Source organism: Streptomyces sp. NBC_01171 (genome assembly GCF_045039805.1).
GTDB lineage: Bacteria > Actinomycetota > Actinomycetes > Streptomycetales > Streptomycetaceae > Streptomyces.
This window is the reverse complement of the sequence record NZ_CP108609.1, coordinates 3,426,561-3,448,678: the sequence shown is the minus strand read 5'-3', so window position 1 is coordinate 3,448,678 and position 22,118 is coordinate 3,426,561. Positions and strand designations below refer to the sequence as shown.

17 protein-coding genes and 1 tRNA gene are annotated in these 22,118 nt (G+C 73.7%); 10 read left to right on the top strand and 8 right to left on the bottom strand.

Annotated elements, in window-relative coordinates:
* Positions 1–109: 109 nt before the first annotated feature.
* On the top strand, positions 110–4,399 hold the full coding sequence (locus OG448_RS15900; RefSeq protein ID WP_405554509.1) for a PAS domain-containing protein: 4,290 nt from the start codon (positions 110–112) through the stop codon (positions 4,397–4,399).
* Positions 4,400–4,441: 42 nt separating this feature from the next.
* On the opposite strand, the gene OG448_RS15895 is transcribed toward OG448_RS15900, so the two are convergent.
* A complete protein-coding gene (locus OG448_RS15895; protein WP_405554507.1) occupies positions 4,442–6,097 on the bottom strand; it encodes a long-chain fatty acid--CoA ligase in 1,656 nt (551 codons plus the stop codon).
* 130 nt (positions 6,098–6,227) lie between these two features.
* Positions 6,228–6,818, bottom strand: coding sequence for a SigE family RNA polymerase sigma factor (locus OG448_RS15890; protein ID WP_405554505.1), 591 nt, complete (start codon positions 6,816–6,818; stop codon positions 6,228–6,230).
* 573 nt (positions 6,819–7,391) lie between these two features.
* On the opposite strand from OG448_RS15890, the gene OG448_RS15885 reads away from it, so the two are divergent.
* The gene (locus OG448_RS15885) at positions 7,392–8,246 is read left to right on the top strand and encodes a bifunctional DNA primase/polymerase (RefSeq protein ID WP_405554503.1); all 855 of its coding nucleotides are present in this window, start codon (positions 7,392–7,394) and stop codon (positions 8,244–8,246) included.
* Positions 8,247–8,310: 64 nt separating this feature from the next.
* Here OG448_RS15885 and OG448_RS15880 read toward each other — a convergent pair whose 3' ends face one another.
* Positions 8,311–9,240: a LysR family transcriptional regulator gene (locus OG448_RS15880; RefSeq protein ID WP_405554501.1), complete on the bottom strand. Its 930-nt coding sequence runs from the start codon at positions 9,238–9,240 to the stop codon at positions 8,311–8,313.
* A 125-nt stretch (positions 9,241–9,365) separates the two neighbouring features.
* Between OG448_RS15880 and OG448_RS15875 the strand changes: the two genes are divergently transcribed.
* Both OG448_RS15875 and OG448_RS15870 read left to right on the top strand, forming a co-directional pair.
* Complete coding sequence (locus OG448_RS15875; RefSeq protein WP_405558816.1) at positions 9,366–9,749, top strand: VOC family protein; 384 nt, start codon at positions 9,366–9,368, stop codon at positions 9,747–9,749.
* A 31-nt stretch (positions 9,750–9,780) separates the two neighbouring features.
* A complete protein-coding gene (locus OG448_RS15870) occupies positions 9,781–10,581 on the top strand; it encodes a phosphotransferase (protein ID WP_405554499.1) in 801 nt (266 codons plus the stop codon).
* A 95-nt stretch (positions 10,582–10,676) separates the two neighbouring features.
* Here the strand turns inward: OG448_RS15870 and OG448_RS15865 are convergent.
* Positions 10,677–10,763 (bottom strand) — tRNA-Ser (locus OG448_RS15865).
* Positions 10,764–10,915: 152 nt separating this feature from the next.
* Entirely contained in the window at positions 10,916–12,337 is a 1,422-nt protein-coding gene (locus OG448_RS15860) for a S1C family serine protease (RefSeq protein WP_405554497.1), read from the bottom strand.
* A 403-nt stretch (positions 12,338–12,740) separates the two neighbouring features.
* Here OG448_RS15860 and OG448_RS15855 point away from each other — a divergent pair, with 403 nt between their 5' ends.
* The 3 genes from OG448_RS15855 to OG448_RS15845 all read left to right on the top strand — a co-directional run bounded on the left by OG448_RS15855 (position 12,741) and on the right by OG448_RS15845 (position 15,368).
* A complete protein-coding gene (locus OG448_RS15855; RefSeq protein WP_405554496.1) occupies positions 12,741–13,574 on the top strand; it encodes a glycerophosphodiester phosphodiesterase in 834 nt (277 codons plus the stop codon).
* Between the two features lie 42 nt (positions 13,575–13,616).
* Positions 13,617–14,258 carry an ATP-binding protein gene (locus OG448_RS15850; protein ID WP_405554494.1) on the top strand — a complete coding sequence of 214 codons (642 nt, stop codon included), beginning with the start codon at positions 13,617–13,619 and terminating at the stop codon, positions 14,256–14,258.
* 138 nt (positions 14,259–14,396) lie between these two features.
* Complete coding sequence (locus OG448_RS15845; RefSeq protein WP_405554492.1) at positions 14,397–15,368, top strand: DUF5926 family protein; 972 nt, start codon at positions 14,397–14,399, stop codon at positions 15,366–15,368.
* Positions 15,369–15,574: 206 nt separating this feature from the next.
* On the opposite strand, the gene OG448_RS15840 is transcribed toward OG448_RS15845, so the two are convergent.
* Together OG448_RS15840 and OG448_RS15835 are read right to left on the bottom strand one after the other, a co-directional pair.
* Complete coding sequence (locus tag OG448_RS15840) at positions 15,575–16,120, bottom strand: hypothetical protein (protein WP_405554490.1); 546 nt, start codon at positions 16,118–16,120, stop codon at positions 15,575–15,577.
* A gap of 55 nt (positions 16,121–16,175) precedes the next feature.
* A complete protein-coding gene (locus tag OG448_RS15835; protein ID WP_405554488.1) occupies positions 16,176–16,841 on the bottom strand; it encodes a bifunctional DNA primase/polymerase in 666 nt (221 codons plus the stop codon).
* 503 nt (positions 16,842–17,344) lie between these two features.
* On the opposite strand from OG448_RS15835, the gene OG448_RS15830 reads away from it, so the two are divergent.
* The gene (locus OG448_RS15830; RefSeq protein WP_405554487.1) at positions 17,345–18,838 is read left to right on the top strand and encodes a PP2C family protein-serine/threonine phosphatase; all 1,494 of its coding nucleotides are present in this window, start codon (positions 17,345–17,347) and stop codon (positions 18,836–18,838) included.
* Between the two features lie 127 nt (positions 18,839–18,965).
* Positions 18,966–20,432, top strand: coding sequence for an aminopeptidase P family protein (locus tag OG448_RS15825; RefSeq protein WP_405554485.1), 1,467 nt, complete (start codon positions 18,966–18,968; stop codon positions 20,430–20,432).
* Between the two features lie 57 nt (positions 20,433–20,489).
* Here the strand turns inward: OG448_RS15825 and OG448_RS15820 are convergent, their stop codons facing one another.
* Positions 20,490–20,939 carry an ATP-binding protein gene (locus tag OG448_RS15820; protein WP_405554483.1) on the bottom strand — a complete coding sequence of 150 codons (450 nt, stop codon included), beginning with the start codon at positions 20,937–20,939 and terminating at the stop codon, positions 20,490–20,492.
* 222 nt (positions 20,940–21,161) lie between these two features.
* On the opposite strand from OG448_RS15820, the gene OG448_RS15815 reads away from it, so the two are divergent.
* On the top strand, positions 21,162–22,007 hold the full coding sequence (locus tag OG448_RS15815) for a hypothetical protein (protein ID WP_405554481.1): 846 nt from the start codon (positions 21,162–21,164) through the stop codon (positions 22,005–22,007).
* Positions 22,008–22,118 lie beyond the last annotated feature (111 nt).

Genomic DNA, 22,118 nt, shown 5'->3' with positions numbered 1-22,118 from the left:
CCGTCCGCGCGGGCGGAGCCCTTAGACTCCCTCGCGTGACACCCCGCGGGCCGCTTGGCAAGATGGCCCGAGCGGTCGGCAAGGTGCGGTGACAGGGAGGAAGCGTCTCGTGAGCAGCAGGCCATCCCGAGGCGCTGCTCGCCTCGCAGCCATACTCGACGCCCTGCCCGACGCGTTGCTCCTGGTCAACGCCAACGGCACGGTCGTCAACGCCAACACCATCGCCCTGGAGGCGTTCGAGGCACCCGGTACGGCGCTCGTGGGGCGGGGCCTCCTCGATCTGCTCCCGCAGTTCGACTCCAAGCTCATCCCCGGCTCGATGCGCCGCCCCGACCACATGGACCCGGCCGGGCGTACCAAGCCGACGCGGATGATCGCCCGCCGCACCGACGGCACCGACTTCCCGGTCGAGGTCACCAGCGCCAACCTGGAGAACCCCCAGCAGGCGTACGACGGTTCGTCCTACACCGGCGACGAGCTGCTGATGCTCGTCGTACGGGACCTCTCCGGGACCGTGGACACCGAGGCCGAACTGGCCCGTTCGCAGCGGCAGACCGAGATGATCCTGCGCGCCGCCTCCGAGGGCGTCGTCGGCACGGACACCGACGGCCGGGTCGTGCTGGTCAATCCCGCCGCCGCGCAGATCCTCGGCTACCGCGCCGGTGAGCTGGGCGGCCGCGAGCTGCACACCCTCGTCCTGCACTCCCGCGCCGACGGCTCCCCCTTCCCGTACGACGATTCGCCGCTCGCCGACACCCTGCGTTCCGGGCGCAAGCACCGGGTGCGCGGGCAGGTGCTGTGGTCCAAGAGCGGGGACGAGGTCTCCGTCGACCTGACCACCGCACCGGTGCGCGACGGCGACCAGCTCGTCGGCGCCGTCATGACCTTCACCGACCGGCGTCCGTACCAGTCCCTCGCCGACGAGAAGGAGGCGCTGGAGCAGGCGCACGCCGAGGAGTTGGAGCGGCTCGCCGAGGAGCACGCCGCCGACCTCACCGCGCTGCGCCAGAAGCACGCCACCGAGGTCGAGGAGCTGACCGAGCGCGGCGCCGCCGAGCTGACCGAGCTGCGCGAGAAGCTCCAGGAGGAACTGGCCGCGGGCGAGGAGCGGTACGCCGCCCTGGGCGAGCGCGAGAAGGACCGGTACGAGGCTCTCGCCGGCCGCCACGAGCAGTTGCTGACCCTCCTCGCCTCCTCCCTGCGCGGCCCGCTGGACGAGCTGCGCCGTGAACTGGCCGCCCTCGCCGCCGACGACGCGGGCCAACTGTGGCCCGAGGCCAACCAGGTGCTGCACCACCTCTCGGCCGGGTACGCCCGCATCACCGCCCTCATCGACAACGTCCTCGGCTTCCAGCGCCTGGACTCCGGCACCGAGGACATCGCCCGTACCAAGGTGATGCTGGACGCGGTCGTCGCGGCCGGTGTCGACGGTGCCGTGGAGCTGATCGGGCCCGGACGCGTGCAGTTCGCCGTGCACGCGCCGCCCATCGAGGCCGAGGTCGACCCGCAGCGGCTCGCCACCGCGCTGGCCCACCTCGTGGCGGACGTCGCGGGCGTGGACGCCACCGGCAATGCCCCCGTGTCGTCGGCCGGTTACCTGGACAACACCGTGGTGGTCGCGGCCGCCCAGCGCGGCGAGGTCGCGCGGATCGAGGTGCGCGGGCCGTACGCCGGGGGCGACCCGGTGCACGAGCCGATCGTGCGGGGCATCGTCCGGGCGCACGGAGGTGTGCTCCAGACACATGAGGTGCCGGGCATGAGTGGGCGTGCCTACGTCCTCGAAGTGCCGCTGGGCGGCGGCGCCGGTACGGTCGCCGCGCGCGTCCCGGACCCGCGCGAGGCCGTGTCGACCGGCGCCGAGGTCGCCCTCGTGGGCGACGCGGGCGAGCAGGGTGGCCGGCGGCGGGCGCGGCGGTCGTCGACCGACGCGTTCCTGGAGAGCGAGATCGCGGGCGCCGAGGCGGCCGACGCGCCGGGTGCTCCCGCGCCCACCGGGCGGCGCCGCAGGCGCGGTGCCCCGGCTCCCGAGGAACTGGCACCGGTCGCGATCGAGAGCGCGGAGACGGCTTCCAGCGGCACCGGCCGGCGGCGGGGTCGTCCCGCCGAGGTCGGCGACGGGGTGGCGGCCGAGGGTGCCGTGATGACGGCGGCCCAGCAGGCTGCCGGGACCGCCGCTTCGAACACGGGACTTGGTGGTGCCGTGCCGCCGCAGGGCGTACCGGTGCCCGCCGGGCAGCGGGCCCCGCAGGGCGCCGGCGAGCAGGCCGCCCTGCCGCCCGCGCTCCCCGCCCCGAGTACGGAGGGCGCGTCCGAGGACGCCCAGCCGACCGGCCGTCGCCGCCGCGCGCTGGCCGCCGCGGCCGAGCGTGCGGCCGCGCAGGACACGGGTGCGCGTACGGTCTTCGCCCTGCCGCCCGCCGAGGCGGACCGGACGCCGGAACCCGAGGCCGCGCCGGGCGTGCGGGTGGGTCCGCTGCCGGGGGCTCCGGTTCCTGGTGCGGGTACGGCCGCGGGGGCGGGGATTGCTCCGGGGATGACGGTGAACGCCGGTCCGGCGGTTGGTCCGGTTCCGATGCAGGGGCTTGGTCAGGGTGTGGGACCGGTTCCGGCGCAGGGTGCCGCTCCGATGCCGGGTGGCGCTCCAGGTGTGGGTCCGGTCCCGGTCCCGGCACAGGGTCCGGCTCCCATGCCGGGTGCCGCTCCGGGCGTGGGAGCCGTCCCGGCACAGGGCCCCGCCCCGACGCCGGGCCCCGCTCCCGCCCCCGGTACCGCCACCGCCACCGGCACCGCTCCGGGCATGGTCCCCGCCGCGGCTCAGGCCCCCGCACCGGTGGCTCCGGCCCAGTCCGGCCCCGTACCCCCGCAGCCCCCCGCCGAGGGCGAGCCCGCCGACGGCGGGCGGCACGACGCGGTACCCGTGGACCAGTCCGAGGACCACACGCCTCCGCAGCCGCATCCGACCACCGCGCCCACCGGCAGGCGCCGCCGGGCCGTGGCCCAGCCGGCGCAGCAGGAGGCAGTGATCCCGGCACAGGCCACGGCCCCCGCCCAGCCTCTCCCCGTACCCCCGCAGGCGACCGCCCCCGAGGCGGCCGTACCCGCGCAGCCGCTGCCCGCCGAGGCCGCGCCCGCCGCAGCTCAGGGCGCCGCACCGGCCGCCCCCGCGCCGGTCCCGCAGCCGTGGCCCGACGACGAGGACGACGACACGGCGGGTGCGGGTCTGCCCGGTGCCGCGCTGCCGCCGCAGTTCACACCGCAGGCACGGGCCGCGCAGCCCCTTCCCGCCGAGGCGCCCGACTCCGGCTCCACCCAGGGCCGCGCGATCAGCGTGCGCACGCTGGGGCAGGGCGTGCCGTTCGTGCGCCAGGCCGCGCAGGTGCAGCAGCCGACCGCGACCCCGCCCCCGCACGCGACCAATGGCAGCGGGCGGCGCCGCAAGCTGGGCACCCCGCCCCCGCGCCCCGAGGCGCAGCCCGAGGCGGGCGCCCGCCCGCACCCCGAGGCCGCGCCGACGCCCGCGCAGCCGCGCCGCGCACCGGGCACCGAGGGCGTCGGACGCTCGTACGCCATAGGGGCGCCGGACGCGAACGCCGCCGAGGGGCCCGAGCCGCTGGACGGTCCCGGCGGTGCCGTGGAGGTCGCGGACACCCCGCGTCCGCAGCGGATGGACGACGAGCTGCCCCCGGAGCCGCTGGACAACCCGCGTCGGCTGCTGGTGTGGCCCGCGCCGGACGTGACGACCGCGGAGGCGCTGAGCACCCGTGGCTACCGGCCGGTGGTCGTGCACTCCCGCGAGGAGGTCGACGCGCAGATCGCGGCGTTCCCCGCCGCGTTGTTCGTGGACCCGCTGACCGGCCCGATCACCCGGACCGCGCTCCAGTCGCTGCGCCAGGCGGCGGTGGCCGCCGAGGTGCCGGTGCTGGTGACGGCCGGCCTCGGCCAGGCGAGCCGCGAGGCGGCGTACGGCGCCGACCCGGCCGTCCTGCTGAAGGCGCTGGCGCCGCGCGACAGCGAGCAGCATCCGCCTCGGGTCCTGCTGATCGAGGAGCACGCGGAGATCGCGCTGGCGCTCACCGCGACGCTGGAGCGGCGCGGGATGCAGGTGGCGCGGGCCGCGAGCGACGCCGACGCGGTGACGCTGGCCGGGCAGTTCCGGCCGAACCTCGTGGTGATGGACCTGATGCAGACCAAGCAGCGCCAGGCGGGGATCGTGGACTGGCTGCGCGCCAACGGGCAGCTCGACCGGACCCCGCTGGTCGTCTACACGGCGGCGGTCGAGCAGGCGGACCTGCCGAAGCTGGCGTCGGGCGAGACGGTGCTGTTCCTCGCGGAGCGCTCCACCAGCGACGAGGTGCAGGGCCGGATCGTGGACCTGCTGGCCAGGATCGGCACCAACTGACAAAGGGGCCGGGGGTGTTCGTACCCCCGGCCCGCCCTTTGCTCAGAGCCGGGTGACGTCCAGCTCGCCGTCCGCGTACCGCCTGCGCAGCACCTTCTTGTCGAACTTGCCGACGCTGGTCTTCGGGACCGTCTCGACGATCGTCCAGCGCTCGGGGAGCTGCCAGCGGGCGATCCCGCACTCCTCGGCGAGGAAGACGCGCAGCGCCTCGAAGCCGACCTCCGCGCCCTCCTTCAGCACGACGGTGGCCAGCGGGCGTTCGTCCCACCTGTCGTCCGGCACGGCGACCACGGCGGCCTCGGCGACCTCCGGGTGGGCCATCAGGGCGTTCTCCAGCGCGACGGAGGAGATCCATTCGCCGCCGGACTTGATGACGTCCTTGGCACGGTCGGTGAGGGTGAGGTAGCCGTCGGGGGAGATGGTGCCGACGTCGCCGGTCTTCAGCCAGCCGTCCGCGCTGAACTTGTCGTCGGGGCGCAGGGGTTCGGCGTCGGGGCCGTTGTAGTAGGCGCCCGCGATCCAGGGGCCGCGCACCTCCAGCTCGCCCGCCGACTCGCCGTCCCAGGGCAGGCGTTCGCCGCCGGGGCCGGTGAGGCGGGCCTCGACGGAGGTGGGGAAGCGGCCCTGGGTGAGCCGGTACGCGAACTCCTCCTCGGTGCCGATCGCGTGGGCGGGCGGCCGGGCGACGGTGCCGAGCGGGGAGGTCTCGGTCATGCCCCAGGCGTGGCAGACCCGCATGCCGAGCGCGTCGAACGCCTCCATCAGGGAGGGTGGGCAGGCCGCGCCGCCGATGGTGACCTGGACGAGGGAGGAGACGTCGCGGGGGTTGGCGCCGAGCTCGGCGAGCAGGCCCTGCCAGATGGTGGGGACGGCGGCCGCATGCGTCGGGCGCTCGGCCGCGATCATCTCGGCCAGCGGCACGGGCTGGAGGAACCGGTCCGGCATCAGCAGGTTGACGCCGGTCATGAACGCGGCGTCCGGCAGGCCCCAGGCGTTGACGTGGAACTGCGGGACGACCACCAGCGAGGTGTCCTGGTCGGTCAGGCCCATCGACTGGGTCATGTTGACCTGCATGGAGTGCAGGTAGACCGAACGGTGGCTGTACACCACGCCCTTGGGGTCGCCGGTGGTGCCGGAGGTGTAACACATGGCGGCGGCCCGGCGTTCGTCCAGCTCGGGCCAGTCGTACGTCTCCGGGTGCCCGGCGAGCAGTTCCTCGTACTCGTGCACCCGGGCGGTGCCGCCCGCGAGCGGGGCGCGGTCGCCGGGGCCGGACACCACGATGTGCTCGACGGTGGGGAGCTGGGGCAGCAGGGGCGCGAGGAGCGGGATCAGCGAGCCGTTGACGATGATCACGCGGTCGGCGGCGTGGTTGACGATCCACGCGAGCTGCTCGGCGGGAAGCCGCAGGTTGAGCGTGTGCAGCACGGCGCCCATGGACGGGATGGCGAAGTACGCCTCCACGTGCTCCGAGTTGTTCCACATGAGGGTCGCGACCCGGTCGTCGTCCCGTACCCCGAGGGCGTCCTTCAGGGCGTGCGCGAGCTGGGCCGAGCGGGTGCCGATCTCGGCGAAGGTACGCCGGTGCGGCTCGGCCTCGCCGGTCCAGGTGGTGATCCGCGACGACCCGTGCACGGTGGAGCCGTGGGTCAGAATCCTCGAGATCAGCAGCGGTACGTCCTGCATGGTGCTCAGCACGGCGGGCGTCCTCCCCGGCAGCGTTGCCTGTACGGAAGTAGAGTCGCGCTGATTCTGCGCACATACCGAGCGGTATGTCACTAGGGCAGGGAAAGTCGGCGCTGTGTCCTGCACCTCCCGGCGGTGCTTCTCAGTGGGCGAGACCCAGCTCCGGGTCCTCGCGCAGTTTGCCGAGGGCGCGGGAGACGGCGGACTTCACGGTGCCGACGGAGACCCCGAGCAGCTCGGCGGTCTGGGCCTCGCTGAGGTCCTCGTAGTAGCGCAGGACGACCATCGCCCGCTGGCGGGCGGGCAGGCGCAGGATCGCCCGCCACATCGCGTCGCGCAGCGCCTGCCGTTCGGCCGGGTCGTCGGCGGCGGAACGCGGCTCGGGCTCGGGCAGCTCGTCGCAGGCGAATTCGTCCACCCGCCGTCTGCGCCACTGCGAGGTACGGGTGTTGAGCAGGGCGCGGCGCACATAGCCGTCCAGCGCCCGGTGGTCCTCGATCCGCTCCCAGGCGACGTACGTCTTGGCCAGCGCGGTCTGGAGCAGGTCCTCGGCGTCGCTCGGGTTGGCGGTGAGCGAGCGGGCGGTGCGCAGCAGGGCGGGGTGGCGGGCGCGGACGTAGGAGGCGAAGGAGGGGTACAGCGCGGTCGCGGCCGGTGCGAGCCGGGGGTGGGGGAGAGTCTGCCGCGCTGGTGCGGCGGCGGCCGAGGCGCTGGTGCAGACGGGTGCGGTCATGTCTCCACGCTAGGAGCGGGTAGGGCGCCGGGGATCGGCCGGAGGTCCCGAAGCCGGGTCCGCCTCAGGTTGTAGGGGTGGGGTTCGCCGGACCTCCTGAAGGTGGAGTGGACGTCCACCCGGCCTGGGGGTTGTCCCGGAGGGGTTCCCGGAGCGGGGCGAGGCACACGTACGCCTCGGGCGCGGGCGGGCGTACGACAGCGGCGCGGCGGGCACCGAAGTGCCGGCCGCGCCGCTGTCATGACCCCGAAGCACACCCCGGCGGAGCCCCTCCCCAGGGACCCCGCCCCCGGCTCACCGGAGAGGTCCGCGGTGACTGCTGTCCATCTCTTCCTCCAGACCCGACTACGGCTTGAGTCAGGGCGGTTGGCCGACCATCCCGACTCGTTCGTACGACGTCGCACCGGAGTACTGCCCGTCTCACCCCGTCCCAATCTCCCCAGGGGGCCCGATTACCACGCAAGCGTGATGACAAGTCGATAAACCCCCATCGCCACATTTCTTCTCCCTGTGGTTCAGACCGGACATCGCCGCCCACTTCCCATACTCGAACGCACGTACGACCATGAAGGCATGGCCACCTCCGACCGGCGGGCCAGGACGTCGGCCCTCGCCCACGCACTGTCGGCCGCCGAGCGCGGGCTGGCCGTCATACCCCTGTCCCGGCGGAAGCTCCCGGCGCTGCGTTCCCCGCACCACGACGACCCCGCGCACCCGCCCTGCCACGGCGAGTGCGGCCGGCTCGGGCACGGGGTGCACGACGCCTCGGCGGACCCCGCCCGCGTGCGCGCGCTGTTCGCCGCCGCGCCCTGGGCCATCGGCTACGGCATCGCCTGCGGGCTGCCCCCGCACCATCTGATCGGCGTCGACCTGGACACCAAGCCCGGCACGGACTCCCCGGCCGCGCTGCGCGCCCTGGCGGTGCGGCACCGGTTCACCATCCCCGAGACGGTCGTCGTCCTCACCCCGAGCGGCGGCCGCCATCTCTGGCTCACCGGCCCACCGGACGTGGCGGTCCCCAACTCCGCGAGCCGGCTGGCCCCCGGCATCGACATCCGGGGCGCGGGCGGCTACCTCGTCGGCCCCGGTTCACGGGGCACCCGCGGTACGTACGTGACGGCGCCGGGCACCGCCCATCTCCGCCCGGCGCCCTGTCCCCCGGCCCTGCTGCACCTGCTCCTGCCCCCGCCACCCGGGCCTTCGCGGGCGGACTCCACCGACGGGGGTGCGGCACTGGTCCACTTCGTCCGCACCGCGCACGAGGGCGAGCGCAACTCCCGCCTCTTCTGGGCGGCGTGCCGGGCCTGGGAGCAGGGCATGGGGGTGGCGCTGGCGGGACCGCTGCTCGACGCGGCCCGCGATGCCGGGCTGCCGGAACCGGAGGCGCGGGCCACGTTGGGGTCGGCGGCGCGGAGGGTGGGGGGTTAGGGGCTGTGTCGGGATCTCGCGGGGCCGCGGGACCCGGCACGCCCGACGTCGGTCGCCGTGTTCCTCACGCTCGGCCGAGAGCACCGTCGGCCGGCTGGTGGCAGGGGCCCTGACTCTGTGCCACGTCCGCTGCGGCTCGTACGAACTCCCGTACCCGCGCCGTCGTGTTCCCCGTCCGCCACACCGGCCCCCGGCGGATGGGCGGGGCGTCGCGCAGGGGTACGTAGGCGATGTCCGGGCGGGGGTAGTAGTGGCGGGAGTGCTCGCCCACCGGGAGGACGCCGAGGCCGAGGGCGACCAGGGTCAGCATCTCGGAGAAGGAGGCTCCGGCGGGGCCCTTGGGTATCGGGCGGCCCGAGGGGGTGCGGCCGGGGGTGCGGTCCCGTTTGAAGGCGGCGGAGGTGACCGCCGGGTACTGCACGACGGGGTGGTCCGCGAGCACCTCGAGCGAGACGGACTTCTCGCCCGCGAGCGGATGCCCGGCCGGGACGGCGAGCACGCGCTCCTCCACGAGCAGGGGAGTCCCGCAGGCCATCCCGTCGAAGGGGTACGAGGCGATCAGCACGTCCACCGAGCCGTCGAGCAGGCTCGCGCGCGAGTCGGAGAGCTGCGCCTCCCGTACGACGACCCGGCATTCGGGGTGCCGCTCGCGGAACAGCCCGACCGCCTTCAGCAGCGCGGGCGCCGTCCACTCCCCCAGGAAGGCGACCCGCAGCTCGCCGGTGATCCCGCGGCTGGCGTCGGTGGCCCGGCGGAGGGCGTCCGCCATGCCGTCGACCAGGGGCACGAGGTCGTCGGCGAGGCGCTGTCCGACCGCCGTGAGCCGGACACTCCTGCTGTTCCGCTCGAACAACGGACCCCCGATCCGCCGCTCCAGCTTCCGGATCACCTGGCTGACCCGCCCGGTCGTCACGCCCAGCCGCTCGGCGGTCCGTCCGAAGTGCAGCTCCTCCGCGAGCGTCAGGAAGGACTCGATCTCGAACCGCTCCCACATGCGTCCCCCCGGCGTTTAATCAGGCTCAACGACCCTAAGCCGATCAGCGCTTGATGTGACCCCGGCACCGGCGGATCGTAGAAGCGTCTCCACTCCCACCCTCACTGGAGGAAAAAGTGCCCGCCCTGCGCGTCAAGGCATTCGACCACCTGGTCCTCAACGTCGCCGACGTCGAACGCTCCCTCGGCTTCTACACCACCCTCCTCGGCCTCCAGCCCGAGAACGTCGACGAATGGCGCGCCGGCAAGGCCCCCTTCCCCTCCGTCCGCATCTCCCCGGACACGATCATCGACATCGTCGAGGGCCCGCGGCACGAGTCCAACGTCGACCACTTCTGCCTGGTCGTGGACCCCCTCGACTGGACCGAGGTCATCGCCACCGGCCGCTTCACCGTCCTGGAGGGCCCGGTCCAACGCTCGGGCGCGCGGGGCGAGGCGACGTCGATCTACATCCAGGACCCGGACGGGAACACGATCGAGCTGCGCTGGTACCCGGAGGACGCGGGGTAGTGAGGGTCGATCCGGGCGTAGCGTGATGGCCATGACAGCCGAGGGTGAGGCGCTGGTCGGTGGCATGGTGAACGCGGGGGCGGTCTTCCGCCGGGGTGAGCTGGTGGAGCGTCCGGCACCGCCCAACGCGGGCGCCCTGCATCCCTACCTCCTTGCTCTGAGAGAACACGGCTTCGACGCGGCTCCGGCGCCCGTCGGTCTCACCGCGGACGGCCGTGAGCAACTGACCTTCGTCCCGGGCGACGTGGCCCTGCCGCCGTTCCCGGACTGGGTCATGACGAAGGCCGCCCTCCGATCGGTGGGGAGCCTGTTGCGGCGCCTGCACGAGGCCGGCGCGGCCGTCGCGGTCGACACCCGCGCTGAGTGGCCCCGGCACCTGGCCGACCCGGCAGGGGGAACGATGCTGTGCCACAACGACGTCTGCCCGGAGAACGTCGTCTTCCGCGATGGCCGTGCCGCCGCCCTGATCGATTTCGACATGGCGGCCCCGGGCCGTCCCCTCTGGGACGTGGCCATGACGGCCCGTTACTGGGTGCCCATGCTCGATCCGGTATCCGCGGCAGCCCTGTACCCCGCCGGCCTGGACGCGCCCGCGCGGCTGCGAATCCTCGCCGACGGCTACGGCCTTTCGACCCCAGAGCGCGCCGAGTTGCCCGGCGTCATCGAACAGGCCACGGAGGTCTGCCGCACCTTTGTCGCCCACCGCGTGGCCGAGGGCAGCCCCCTCTACCTCCAGGCACTGGCTGAGCGTGGCGGCTGGGAGCGCTGGAACCGCATGCAGACCTGGTTGGCGGACCACCGCGAGACGTTCACGACCGCCCTGCTGAACTGATCGACGACGTGGCAGGGCCGGATCAAGGTGAGACAGACCCCAACGCAGAAGGGGCGCCCCCTGACGAGGGGCGCCTCTTCTGTTTCCTGCCTCTGCGGAGGCGGTGGGATTTGAACCCACGGTGACATCGCTGCCACGACGGTTTTCAAGACCGTTCCCTTAGGCCGCTCGGGCACACCTCCCCGCTTCGCCCACCTGGGGCGGAGCGGGGTACAGCGTACCGGGAGCGGGGGTGGGACGGGGGACGGACCTGGTAGGGCCTGTCTTCCGGACCTGGCCGGCCCGAGCCGACGGTGCCCTCGCGCCGACCCCGGCAAGATCCGGGAGGCAGGTCCTAGCTGTCGCCCACTCGGGAGCCGAGGGTCAGGTCGACGGTGTGCTGGTCGCCGTCTCGGGTGTAGGTGACCTTGACCTTGTCGCCGGGCTTGTGGGTCCAGATCTCGCCGATCAGGGTGGGACCGCTGTCGATGACGGAGTCGTCGAGCTTGGTGATGACGTCGCCCGGCTTGAGGCCGGCCTTGGCGGCGGGACCGCTCGGCTCGACCGCGTCCGCGCCGCCCGTGCCCTGGTCGGTGATCTTCGCGCCGTCGGTGGACTCCTCCAGGGAGACCGAGGCGCCGATCTTGGCGTACACCGGCTTGCCGGACTTGATGAGCTGCTGGGCGACGTACTTGGCCTGGTTGATCGGGATGGCGAAGCCGAGGCCGATCGAGCCGGACTGACCGGAGCCGAAGCTGCCGCCGCTGGTGGACTGGATCGCGGAGTTGATGCCGATCACCGCGCCGGAAGCGCTCAGCAGCGGGCCGCCGGAGTTGCCGGGGTTGATCGACGCGTCGGTCTGCAGGGCGCTCATGTAGGACGCCTTGCTGCTGGAGCTGCCGTCGCTGGAGGCCACCGGGCGGTTCTTGGCGCTGATGATGCCCGTGGTCACCGTGTTGGACAGCCCGAAGGGAGCGCCGATGGCGATCGTCTCGTCGCCCACCGCGACCTGGTCCGAGTTGCCGAGGGAGAGCGGCTTGAGGTCCGAGGGCGCGTTCTTCAGCTTGATGACGGCCACGTCGTAGCCCTGGGCGTGTCCCACGACCTCGGCGGCGTACTTGCGGCCGTCCGGGAAGGTGGCGGACAGCTTGCCGCCGTCGACCGCCTCGGCGACCACGTGGTTGTTGGTGACGATGTGGCCCTGGGTGTCGAAGACGAACCCGGTGCCCGTGCCGCCCTCGCCGCTGTTGCTCTCCGCCTCGATGGTCACCGTGCTGGGCAGCGCCTTGGACGCCACGCCCGCGATGGTGCCCGGCGCCCGCTTGACCTGCGAGGCTCCGTTGTCCGCGGCGGAGACGGTGGTGGAGCCCTGGCCGTCGTTGTCCTTGGCCAGGGTATAGCCGAGGCCGCCGCCCAGACCGCCCGCGACCAGCGCGGCCACCAGCACCGCCGCGATCAGCCCGCCGCGCCCGCCGCCGGCCGGCTTCGGCGCGGGCTGCTGGTACGAGGCACCCCAGCCGCCGCCCGGGCCGCCCGCGCCCGCCTCGCCGTAACCCGGCGTGCCGGGCGGCGGCGGAGGCGGCCAGGAGCCCTCGGGGGCGCCGTAGGACTGGGTGGCGCCGGGCCCGTAAGGGTGCTGCTCCGGCGGGCCGGGGGGCACCGGCGGAAGCTGAGCCGTCGCACCCGCGTCACCCTGCGGGGGAGCGGGAGATGCCACCGGCACAGGAGGTGCGGACGGGGCCGGGGGTACCGCGTTGCCCTCGTTCTCGGTGCTCACAGCTCTTCTCTCCTCGATCCACGGCTGTTGTCGTCGGTCGCGCTCGGTCGCACTCGATCATGCTCGGCCGCCACCGGTCGCGTCGCGTCGTACACGGGTCGCGCCGGTCCATGGTCGGTCATGTACGTGGCCGCGTGCACGCCCGTCACCCGAGACGCGCGGACCGGCGCGAGCGGGCGGCGCATGGTCCCGTGTGTGTTCCTGTTGTACGCACTCAGCTTTTCCCACGGGCCGTCAGGGCACCGTAAGCGGTCCCTGTGGGATCGCGGGCACCCTTTATATAAGACTTCTCGGGCAAAAGTGAGATAAGTTTGCACGGAGGCCCGCCCACTGGCGCACTCCTCCCCGGCGCCTGCCCGCTCGCGCGCCCCGCGCAACCCTCTGACGGTGGCACCATGACGCGGTGACCCACGCACCACACCACACGATCCAGGTCGTCGCCCACCGTGGAGCCTCCGAGGACGCGCCCGAACACACCCTCGCCGCCTACCGCAAGGCCATCGAGGACGGCGCGGACGCCCTGGAGTGCGATGTACGGCTCACCGCCGACGGCCACCTCGTCTGCGTCCACGACCGCAGGGTGAACCGCACCTCCAACGGCCGCGGCGCCGTCTCCGCCCTGGAGCTGTCCGACCTCTCGGCGTTGGACTTCGGCTCCTGGAAGGGCCGCGCGGGCCGGGACGAGGAGCCCGACTGGGAGCACCGGCCCGAGGACCGCGAGGAGGCCTCCGTACTCACCCTGGAACGCCTGCTCCAACTGGTCGCCGACGCGGGGCGCCGGGTCGAGCTGGCCATCGAGACCAAGCACCCCACCCGCTGGGCCGGCCAGGTCGAGGAACGGCTGCTCGTCCTGCTGCGCCGGTACGGGCTGCACGCCCCCGCCTCCCCCGAAGCCTCCCCGGTGCGCGTGATGAGCTTCTCCGCCCGCTCCCTGCACCGGGTGCACGCCGCCGCCCCGGCCCTGCCCCTGGTGCTCCTCGCCCAGTTCGTCACCCCCCGGCTGCGTGACGGACGCCTCCCCGAGGGCGTCACCATCGCGGGCCCCTCCATCCGCATCGCCCGCAGCCACCCCGCTTACGTACGGCGGCTCAAGGAGGCCGGTCACCAGGTGCACGTGTGGACGGTGAACGAGCCCGCCGACGTGGACCTCTGTGTCGACCTGGGCGTCGACGCCATCATCACCAACCGCCCGCGCGAGGTGCTCGGCCGCCTCGGCCGCCGGCCCCTCGCCTCCTGAAGGAGTGCTCCGGCGCGTTCGCTTCCCGCACCGAGGTTGCGAATGCGTCGCCGGAACGAGACTGGCCGGTTTCCGGTTCAGGCCAATGGGGCATCCACACCGTGGCGTGGGGCGAAGGAGGTCTCGGGGGTGGCGTTGGTGGTGGCACAGGAAGTGCCCGCGTCGTCGAGCATGGCCGTACCTCATGGCCCTGTCGGCGTCGGGAAGGCGAGGCACCGGATGCGTGCGCAACTGCGCGGCGGCGGGGTCCCGGAACCGGTCGTGGACGACGCCGTGCTGATTCTGTCGGAGCTGCTGAGCAACGCGTGCCGGCACGGGCGCCCGCTGGGCGGCGCCCGGGCCGGGGACGGCGCGGTGCGCGCGGACTGGCGGATCGACCCGCGCGGACGGCTCATCGTGGAGGTCACCGACGGCGGCGGCCCGACCCGCCCCGCTCCGGCCACCCCCTCGGTCACCGCGCACGGCGGCCGGGGCCTGAGCATCATCGACGCGCTCGCCGACGACTGGGGCGTACGGGACGACGTGCCGGGCGAGGTGACGGTCTGGGTGGTGGTCCACGCGGACGTGCACGATCCCGATGCCGGCCGCCCGCACGAATCTTTCGCTACGCGCGTCACCACCCCCACGCCGGTCGCCGCGCTGGCCGAACTCGGCTTCACGGAGGCGTTCGAGAGCCTGGACTGAACGGGCGTCCCGGAAACGGCGGTTGTCCACAGGCGCCGCCCTCCCCCGTCCGCGTCGTCCACAGGTTCCCGTGGCCCGTGGCCCGAACGACTAGGCTCCCGCCCGTACGAGACCAGCCGTTACCGGGAGACAGCCACGATGGCCAAGAAGCGACCCCAGACCAAGGGCAGCCGCCCGCAGCCGCACGGGGCCGAGGGCGAGGTTCCGGTCGTCGGTGCCCGCGAGGCGTGCCCGTGCGGCAGCGGCCGCCGCTACAAGGCGTGCCACGGCCGCGCGGCCGCGCACGCGGTGACCGAGCTGGTGCAGCGCCCGTTCGAGGGCCTGCCGGGCGAGTGCGACTGGGTGGCACTGCGCGAGCTGGTCCCGGCCGCCACCGTCGAACTGACCCTGAAGGGCGGCCTGCCCGAGGGCGTCCCCTCGGTCACGCTGGCCACCGTGCTGCCGATGGCGTGGCCCGCGCTGCGCCGCGACGACGGCTCGGTGCTGCTGGGCCTGCAGAACGACACCGCCTCCGGGGACATCAGCCGCGACCTGGCCGACACCCTCCAGCGGGCCCTGGTGGCCGAGCCGGGCACTCCGGTGGAGGGCCGCCGCGCCCCCTCCGACGCGCCCCGCCTCCAGGACCTGCTGGCTGCCGACGGCGCCTTCGAGCCGGTCGTGCACAGCGGGTTCGAGTTCTGGGTGCCGGACGCGGAGAACGCGACGCCCGAGGTGGCCGCCTCCCTGGAGCGGGCCAACTCCGCCGCGATCCCCACGGTCAAGCTGGCCGGGGTGGACGCCGCGTACTGGTGCGAGACCCCGGAGAAGAACCACCTGCGCTGGGTCATGCCGCACGAGGAGGAGCACCTGCTGAACGCGCTGGCCCGGCTGCACGCGGCGGGCACGTCCAGCCTCGGTGAGGGCACCCGCCTGGTCGGCTCGTTCCGCGCGCACGGGCTGACCGTGCCGGTGTGGGACCTGCCGAGCGGGGTCGGCGCCGAGGAGATCGAGAAGCCGGCCGCCGAGTTCGCCGAGCGGCTGGCCGCGGCCCTCGCGGTGACCGAGCCGCTCACCCCGGAGGAGCGCCGGGCGCGCGGCGGCCTCACCAACCGGCAGGTCACCCTGAGCTGACCCCCGCCGAGAGCATGGGGAACGGGTGACTCCTGTCACAACTCCTCGGCGTGACAAGCGAATCGGTGTCCGAATGGGCCGGACCGAATTTGCGAACCGCCGATCTCTTGTTACCGTTCCAGTAGCCCGGTTGCTGGTGCATCCCCCGTCGCCAGCAACCGGGCCTTTCCATGCCCGCGCCCGGCCGGGTCAGCCGTAGCCGGTCCTCAACTCCCGCTCGTATCAACGGAGTTGCTGGCAGAGCGGAGCAGCAGCGGGCCCTCGGCGCCGCGCGCGAACTCGGAGACGGCCGTGTACGCGGCCCCCGCACCCCGCGTGCGCTCGCGCGGGGTCTCACAGGTGGCGGGCGCGTCGTCCTCGCCGGTGGCACAGGTCGTACGCACCGCCCGGCCGTCCGGGCCCAGCAGACTCAGGCCGGCGTCCAGGGCGTCGCCGGTGGTGTTTCGGTAGTAGACCCGCCCCCAGGTGTCACCGCCCCGTGTCAGGACACAGGTCTGCGCCTCTAGCCCGTCCGGCGAGGCGAGTTCGGGACCGCAGCGGGTGCGGGTGATCCGGCCCGCGGAATCGGGGGAAGGGGACACCGAAGCAGCAGCCGAGGGGGCACGCACGTCCACGTCCGCCCCCTCCGCCTGCCCCGCCGACGCCCCGCCCAGCGGCAGCAGCAGCGCCGCCGCGACGAAGCCCGCCAGGGCGGAGGTACGGAGCGGGCCGGCTCCCGGCCCGCCCGCGCGGGACCGGTGATTTCGCAGCATGGGCGGAACATAACGAGCGCGCGCGGCCCCAAGGCCCCGCGCGCCCCCGACACCCCTACAACTCGGGCGCGCTCACACCCGTACGAGTGAGGGTTTCGACCACCGCGTCCACCACGGCCTCCACATCGGGCACCCACGGGGAGGCGGAGCCGGGCAGTGGGGCGCGCGCCCAGCGGACCTCGCCCTGGCCGGTGGTGGAGGGCGGGAGGGCGAGGTAACCGCCCTCGCCGTGGAAGCGGAGCGAGCCGGGGACGAAGTCCTTGGCGTACAGCAGTTCGCCCAACTGCTCCATGGAGTAGGGCTTCACAAGGATCGCCCAGCGGTGCGGGGCGGCGACGACCGGGCCGAGCCGCATGCCGCGCCGGTCCAGCAGCGCGAGCGCGCGGGCTCCGGCCTCGGCGGGCAGGCTGACCGCGCACGGGGCCTGGCCGCCGGTGGCGAGGACGATCGGCGCGTCCGGCCGGCTGGTCCACCACCAGCGCACCATGCGGGCGTCGGTGGTGGCCGCGAGCAGATCGGGGTCACCGGGGTGGGCGCCGGGCACCGTGCAGGCGGGGTCGGGACAGGAGCAGCCGGCCGGGCCCCGCGGATCGGGGGCGGTGCCCGGCAGTACGGGCCACCGCCACATCGCCGCGAAGGTCGAGGCCGCGTCGATCAGCGCCGGGCCGTCGTCGCCCCGCCGGGGCGGAAGACCGCTTCGGCTTCCGAGGATCTCGCGCATGAGCGCTCGTTCCTTTCCGTTGCACCGCTGGCAACACCGTGGACATCACAACATGTGTGGATCACTTCACTGTGCGTACCTGTTGGCGCATCACGCCCCCGCGTACGGCGGGGGAACCCCCAGGGATGGAACAACGGCCGCGTCCGACGTGCGGTTCTTCAGACGTGCGGTTCTTCAGGAGCACGGACACGGCACGGGGGTGGCGAAGTCTGGCGTTTTGCCGTCGCGCGTGTTTCTCTCCGCCTCCGCCACGGGAGGATGGGGCTCGGTCGTCGGTGGTTATGACGTCCGGGTCCTTCGCCAGGTTCCGGGCGGCCTGAGGCCACCCCTGGACTTCTCTCGAGTACGTACCCCGCACGACCGTGGTGACGCTCCGTCGAGCAGGGCCAGTCGACCGCAATGAAGCTTCACCCGAGGCAGTTTCCAGCCAACTTGCCAGTAGGGCAAGGGGTTCCGGGCAATCCCTCCCGCACCCCACCAACACCAGGAATCCCCGCAGGACAATGCTGGACATCCCCTCACGAGTGCGTGTACATGTGGAGACACTGCTGGCGGCGCAGAATCACATGGGGGTTTGCGATGCTTTTCAGCAAGACGCACCGGTCCGAGAGCCGGACACCATGAACGCCCCGCACCCTCCGAAAGTGGCCGGAATCGATCCCACGGTTCCCACTCCCGCCCACACTGTCGCGCCCGCACCCCCCGCCCCGGGAGCCGGTCCCGCACCGGACGACCCAGGAGGCACCCCGCCCCCCGTCGCCGCCCCGGAAGCCCCCGGCAGCCTGCTCCAGGACCGGCTGGCCGGCTGGGTATCCGACCTCACCACCCTCCATGAGCTGACCGAGCGGATGTGCCGAACATCCGCCCTGCCAGCCGCACTTGAGGAACTGCTGCGCGCCGGTGCCGCCCTCGTGGGCGCCCGGCGCGGTCTCGTCGTACTGGAACCCGGCGACGGACTCGGCCCCCGCACCACCGTCGGCCTCGGCCTCGGCCGCGCCGACCTCGGGCACATCGAGACGGTCCCGCGCGACGCCCTGCTCACCGGCACGGCCGACCTCCTTGCCGAGCCCGGCCTCGACCCCCGCCACCGCGAGGTCGCCGCCCGCCTCGGCTACGCCGCCAGCCACGCCGTGCCGCTGACCACGGACAGCGCGCACCTCGGCGCCGCCCTCTGGCTCTACGACGAACCGGCCGCCCCCGACGAACACCACGGACATCTCATCGCGCTCTACCTCCGCCAGGCCACCGAGCACCTCGCCCTGCTGCTGGAGGTGGAGCGCGCCCGCCTGCGCACCGCGACCCTCACCGAGGAACTGCTCCCCTCCCGGCTCCCCCGCGTCCCCGGCGTCCAGCTCGCCGTCCGGCACCGCACCGGCCCGCGCGGCGGCGGCGACTGGTACGACGCGCTGCCGCTGCCCGACGCCGCCCTCGGCCTCTCCGTCGGCTCCGTCACCGGCAGCGGACCGGGTGCCGTCGCCGCGATGGGCCGGCTGCGCGCCTCCCTCAGGGCGTACGCCGTCATGGAGGGCGAGGACCCGGTCGCCGTCCTCTCCGACCTGGAGCTGCTGCTCCGGCTGACCGAGCCCGCCCGCTCGGCCACCGCTCTGTTCGCCTACTGCGAGCCCGCCGCGCGCCGGGTCACCCTGGCCGGTGCCGGGCACAGCCCGCCGCTGCTGATCGGGGAGCGCCGCACCGAGTACGTCGAGACCTCCCTGTCCGCCCCGCTCGGCATGCTCGCCTGCTGGGAAGCGCCCAGCGTGGAGTTCGGCGTCAAGTCCGGAGAGACGGTTCTGCTCTACACCGACGGGCTGCTCCGCCGTACCGGTGCGGCCATGGACCGGGCCTTCGCCCGGCTGCACGCGGCCGCGGCGGGCGTGCCGCGCGCCCTGCGCGGCGACCCCGGCGCCGTCGCCGACCATGTTCTCGCCACCCTCCTGCCGGAGGACACCACCGCCGGCGACGAGGACGTGGTGCTGCTGGCGGCCCGCTTCGAGTGAGCCCGGGCGGGCACGACCGGTCCGGTTTCGGTACGAACGTACGATGATGGGGGCACCCCTGCTCGGGCATGGACGCGAGCGCCGCGTGCCCCCTGGGGGACATCACACGCCGTACCGAGGAGGATCAGTGTCCGACGAGCTCAACCCGGCCGTTCCCGACGAGGCCACCGAGGCCGAGGAGCCCATCAAGCAGCGCAAGAACGGCCTCTACCCCGGTGTCTCGGACGAGCTGGCGGAGAACATGCGCTCCGGCTGGGCCGACACCGAGCTGCGTGACCTGGAGCCGATCCCGCAGGCCGCCGACACCGCGCGCCGCCGCGCCGCGCTGTCCGCCCGCTTCCCCGGCGAGCGTCTGGTGATCCCCGCCGGCAACCTGAAGACCCGCTCGAACGACACCGAGTACGCCTTCCGCGCCGCCACCGAGTACGCCTACCTCACCGGCAACCAGACCGAGGACGGCGTCCTGGTCCTGGAGCCCACCGCCGACGGCCACCGCGCGACCATCTACCTGCTGCCCCGCTCCGACCGCGAGAACGGCGAGTTCTGGCTCTCCGGCCAGGGCGAGCTGTGGGTCGGCCGCCGCCACTCGCTGACCGAGTCCGAGGCGCTGTACGGCATCCCGGCCGCCGACGTCCGCGAACTGGCCGACACGCTGCGCGAGGCCACCGGCCCGGTGCGCGTGGTGCGCGGCCACGACGCCGCGATCGAGGCGGCCCTGACCGACAAGGTCACCGCCGAGCGCGACGAGGAGCTGCGCGTCTTCCTCTCCGAGGCCCGCCTGGTCAAGGACGAGTTCGAGATCGGCGAGCTGCAGAAGGCCGTCGACTCCACCGTGCGCGGCTTCGAGGACGTGGTGAAGGTCCTCGACAAGGCCGAGGCCACCTCGGAGCGCTACGTCGAGGGCACCTTCTTCCTCCGCGCGCGCGTGGAGGGCAACGACATCGGCTACGGCTCGATCTGCGCCTCCGGGGCGCACGCCTGCACCCTGCACTGGGTGCGCAACGACGGCCCGGTCCGCTCCGGCGACCTGCTGCTGCTCGACGCGGGCGTGGAGACCCACACCCTCTACACCGCCGACGTCACCCGCACCCTCCCGGTCGACGGCACCTACACCGACCTCCAGCGCAAGATCTACGACGCGGTGTACGAGGCCCAGGAGGCCGGCATCGCGGCGGTGAAGCCCGGCGCCAAGTTCCGCGACTTCCACGACGCCTCCCAGCGCGTGCTCACCGAGAAGCTGGTCGAGTGGGGGCTGGTCGAGGGCCCGGTCGAGCGCGTCCTGGAGCTGGGCCTGCAGCGCCGCTGGACCCTGCACGGCACCGGCCACATGCTCGGCATGGACGTCCACGACTGCGCGGTCGCCCGCACCGAGGCGTACGTCGACGGCACGCTGGAGCCCGGCATGGTCCTCACCGTCGAGCCCGGCCTGTACTTCCAGGCCGACGACCTGACGGTGCCCGAGGAGTACCGGGGCATCGGCGTCCGGATCGAGGACGACATCCTCGTCACCGCCGAGGGCAACCGGAACCTGTCGGCGGGCCTGCCTCGCCGCTCCGAGGACGTCGAGGCGTGGATGGCGTCGCTCAAGGGCTGACGACATGCGAAGGGCCGGGCCTCCCCAGCGGGCGCCCGGCCCTTCGTCCTGGTCCGCTCAGGCCGTGAGCAGCGAGGGGTCCTTCTTCCACTTCAGGACCTTGTCGAAGCTGACCACGGTGCCGGCGCGGCCCGGCCGGGCGCCGATGTGCACGTGGTCGGCCAGCTCCCGGATCAGACACAGGCCCCGGCCGTCCTCGGCGTCCACGCGGGCCATCCGGATGCCCAGGGCGGGGGCGGGCGCGACACCGGGGCCGGAGTCGGCCACCTCGATGCGGCACTTCTCGCCGTCCAGATAGGCGGTCACCCGGTACGCCTCCGTGTGCTCCCCGCGCGCGGTCCCGCCGTGCTCGACGGCGTTGGCGCACGCCTCGGTGAGGGCCACGGAGATGTCGTAGGAGACGTCGGGGTCGACACCGGCCGTCTCCATGGTGCCGATCAGCAGCCGCCGGGCGAGCGGGACGCTCGCGGCATCGCGGCGCAGATGGAGTGACCACCAGATGCTCATGCTCCAGCCTCCCGGCCGCGGCTCGACATACCGTTACCTATTGCCGCGCGTGAGCGCCCGTAAGCCCTTAAGTGACGTGATGCCGCCCATATGGTCGATGTGCGCCGGGACGAATCGGGGTATGAGGTACGGCCGCGTCGGCAGCGCGCGTCCCGGCCGTGGCGTGATCCGGCGGCCCTGCCTCGGGGGTGCGGCGGGCGCAGTGCGATGATGAGCCCCGCCATGAGTGCCCCTCACCCGCGCACGGCGCGACCCGGACCCCGTGTCCGGCTTCTGCGGGCCGCGGTCTTCGCCGCGGTCTGTGTCGTGCTGGCCGCCGCCGGGCACACCGTGGCCTCCTGCGTGAACGTCCCGCTGTGGACGCTGGGCGCCGGGTTCGCGGGCTCCCTGCTGGTCATGGCGCCGCTCGCCGGACGGGCCCGCTCGGTGCCCGCCATCGCGGCCCTCCTCGCCCTCGGCCAGGTGGCCCTGCACACGCTGTTCGGCCTCGGCCAGCACAGCGCGCAGCCCATGGCCTCCATGGGCGCCGGGCACTCCGGTGCGGCCGACGACGAGATGGTGCAGCGGGCCGCCCAACTGCTGTGCGGGTCCGGCCCGGCCACCCTCACCCCCGGCCACGCCTACCGTCTGCTGCTCGACGCCCGCCTCATCGACGCCTCGGGCCGCTTCACCGGGCACGCCCCCACGGGCGGCCACGCCTCCGACATGGCCGGCTCCTCGGCCGACTCCCTGCCGTCGGCGCTCTCGCTGCTCTCGCTGCCGATGCTTCTCGGCCACCTCCTCGCGGCGCTCGCCCTGGGCTGGCTGCTGCGCCGGGGCGACCTGGCCGTGCTGCGGCTGGTCGAGCTGTCGACGCACGGGGTCGCGGAGGGCGCACTCGTCCGCTCCCTGCGCGCCGCGCTCGCGCTGACCCGAGCCCTGTACGCCGGACTGCTGCCCGCGACCGGGCCCGCCCCTCGCCTGCGCCGTACCGAGCGGGACGAGGAGCCGGTCCCGCAGGCCGCCGCGCTCCAGCACTCGGTGATCCGGCGCGGCCCGCCCGCCGACGCGTTCCGACTCGCCGCCTGACGCGACCACCGCTCCCGTACGTACGAGGAGGGGAGGGGCCGCCGTCGCGCGGCACGCGCGCGTGCGCCTCTTTTACGGGCCACGCGCATCCCTCACCGTCACCGGGCTCAG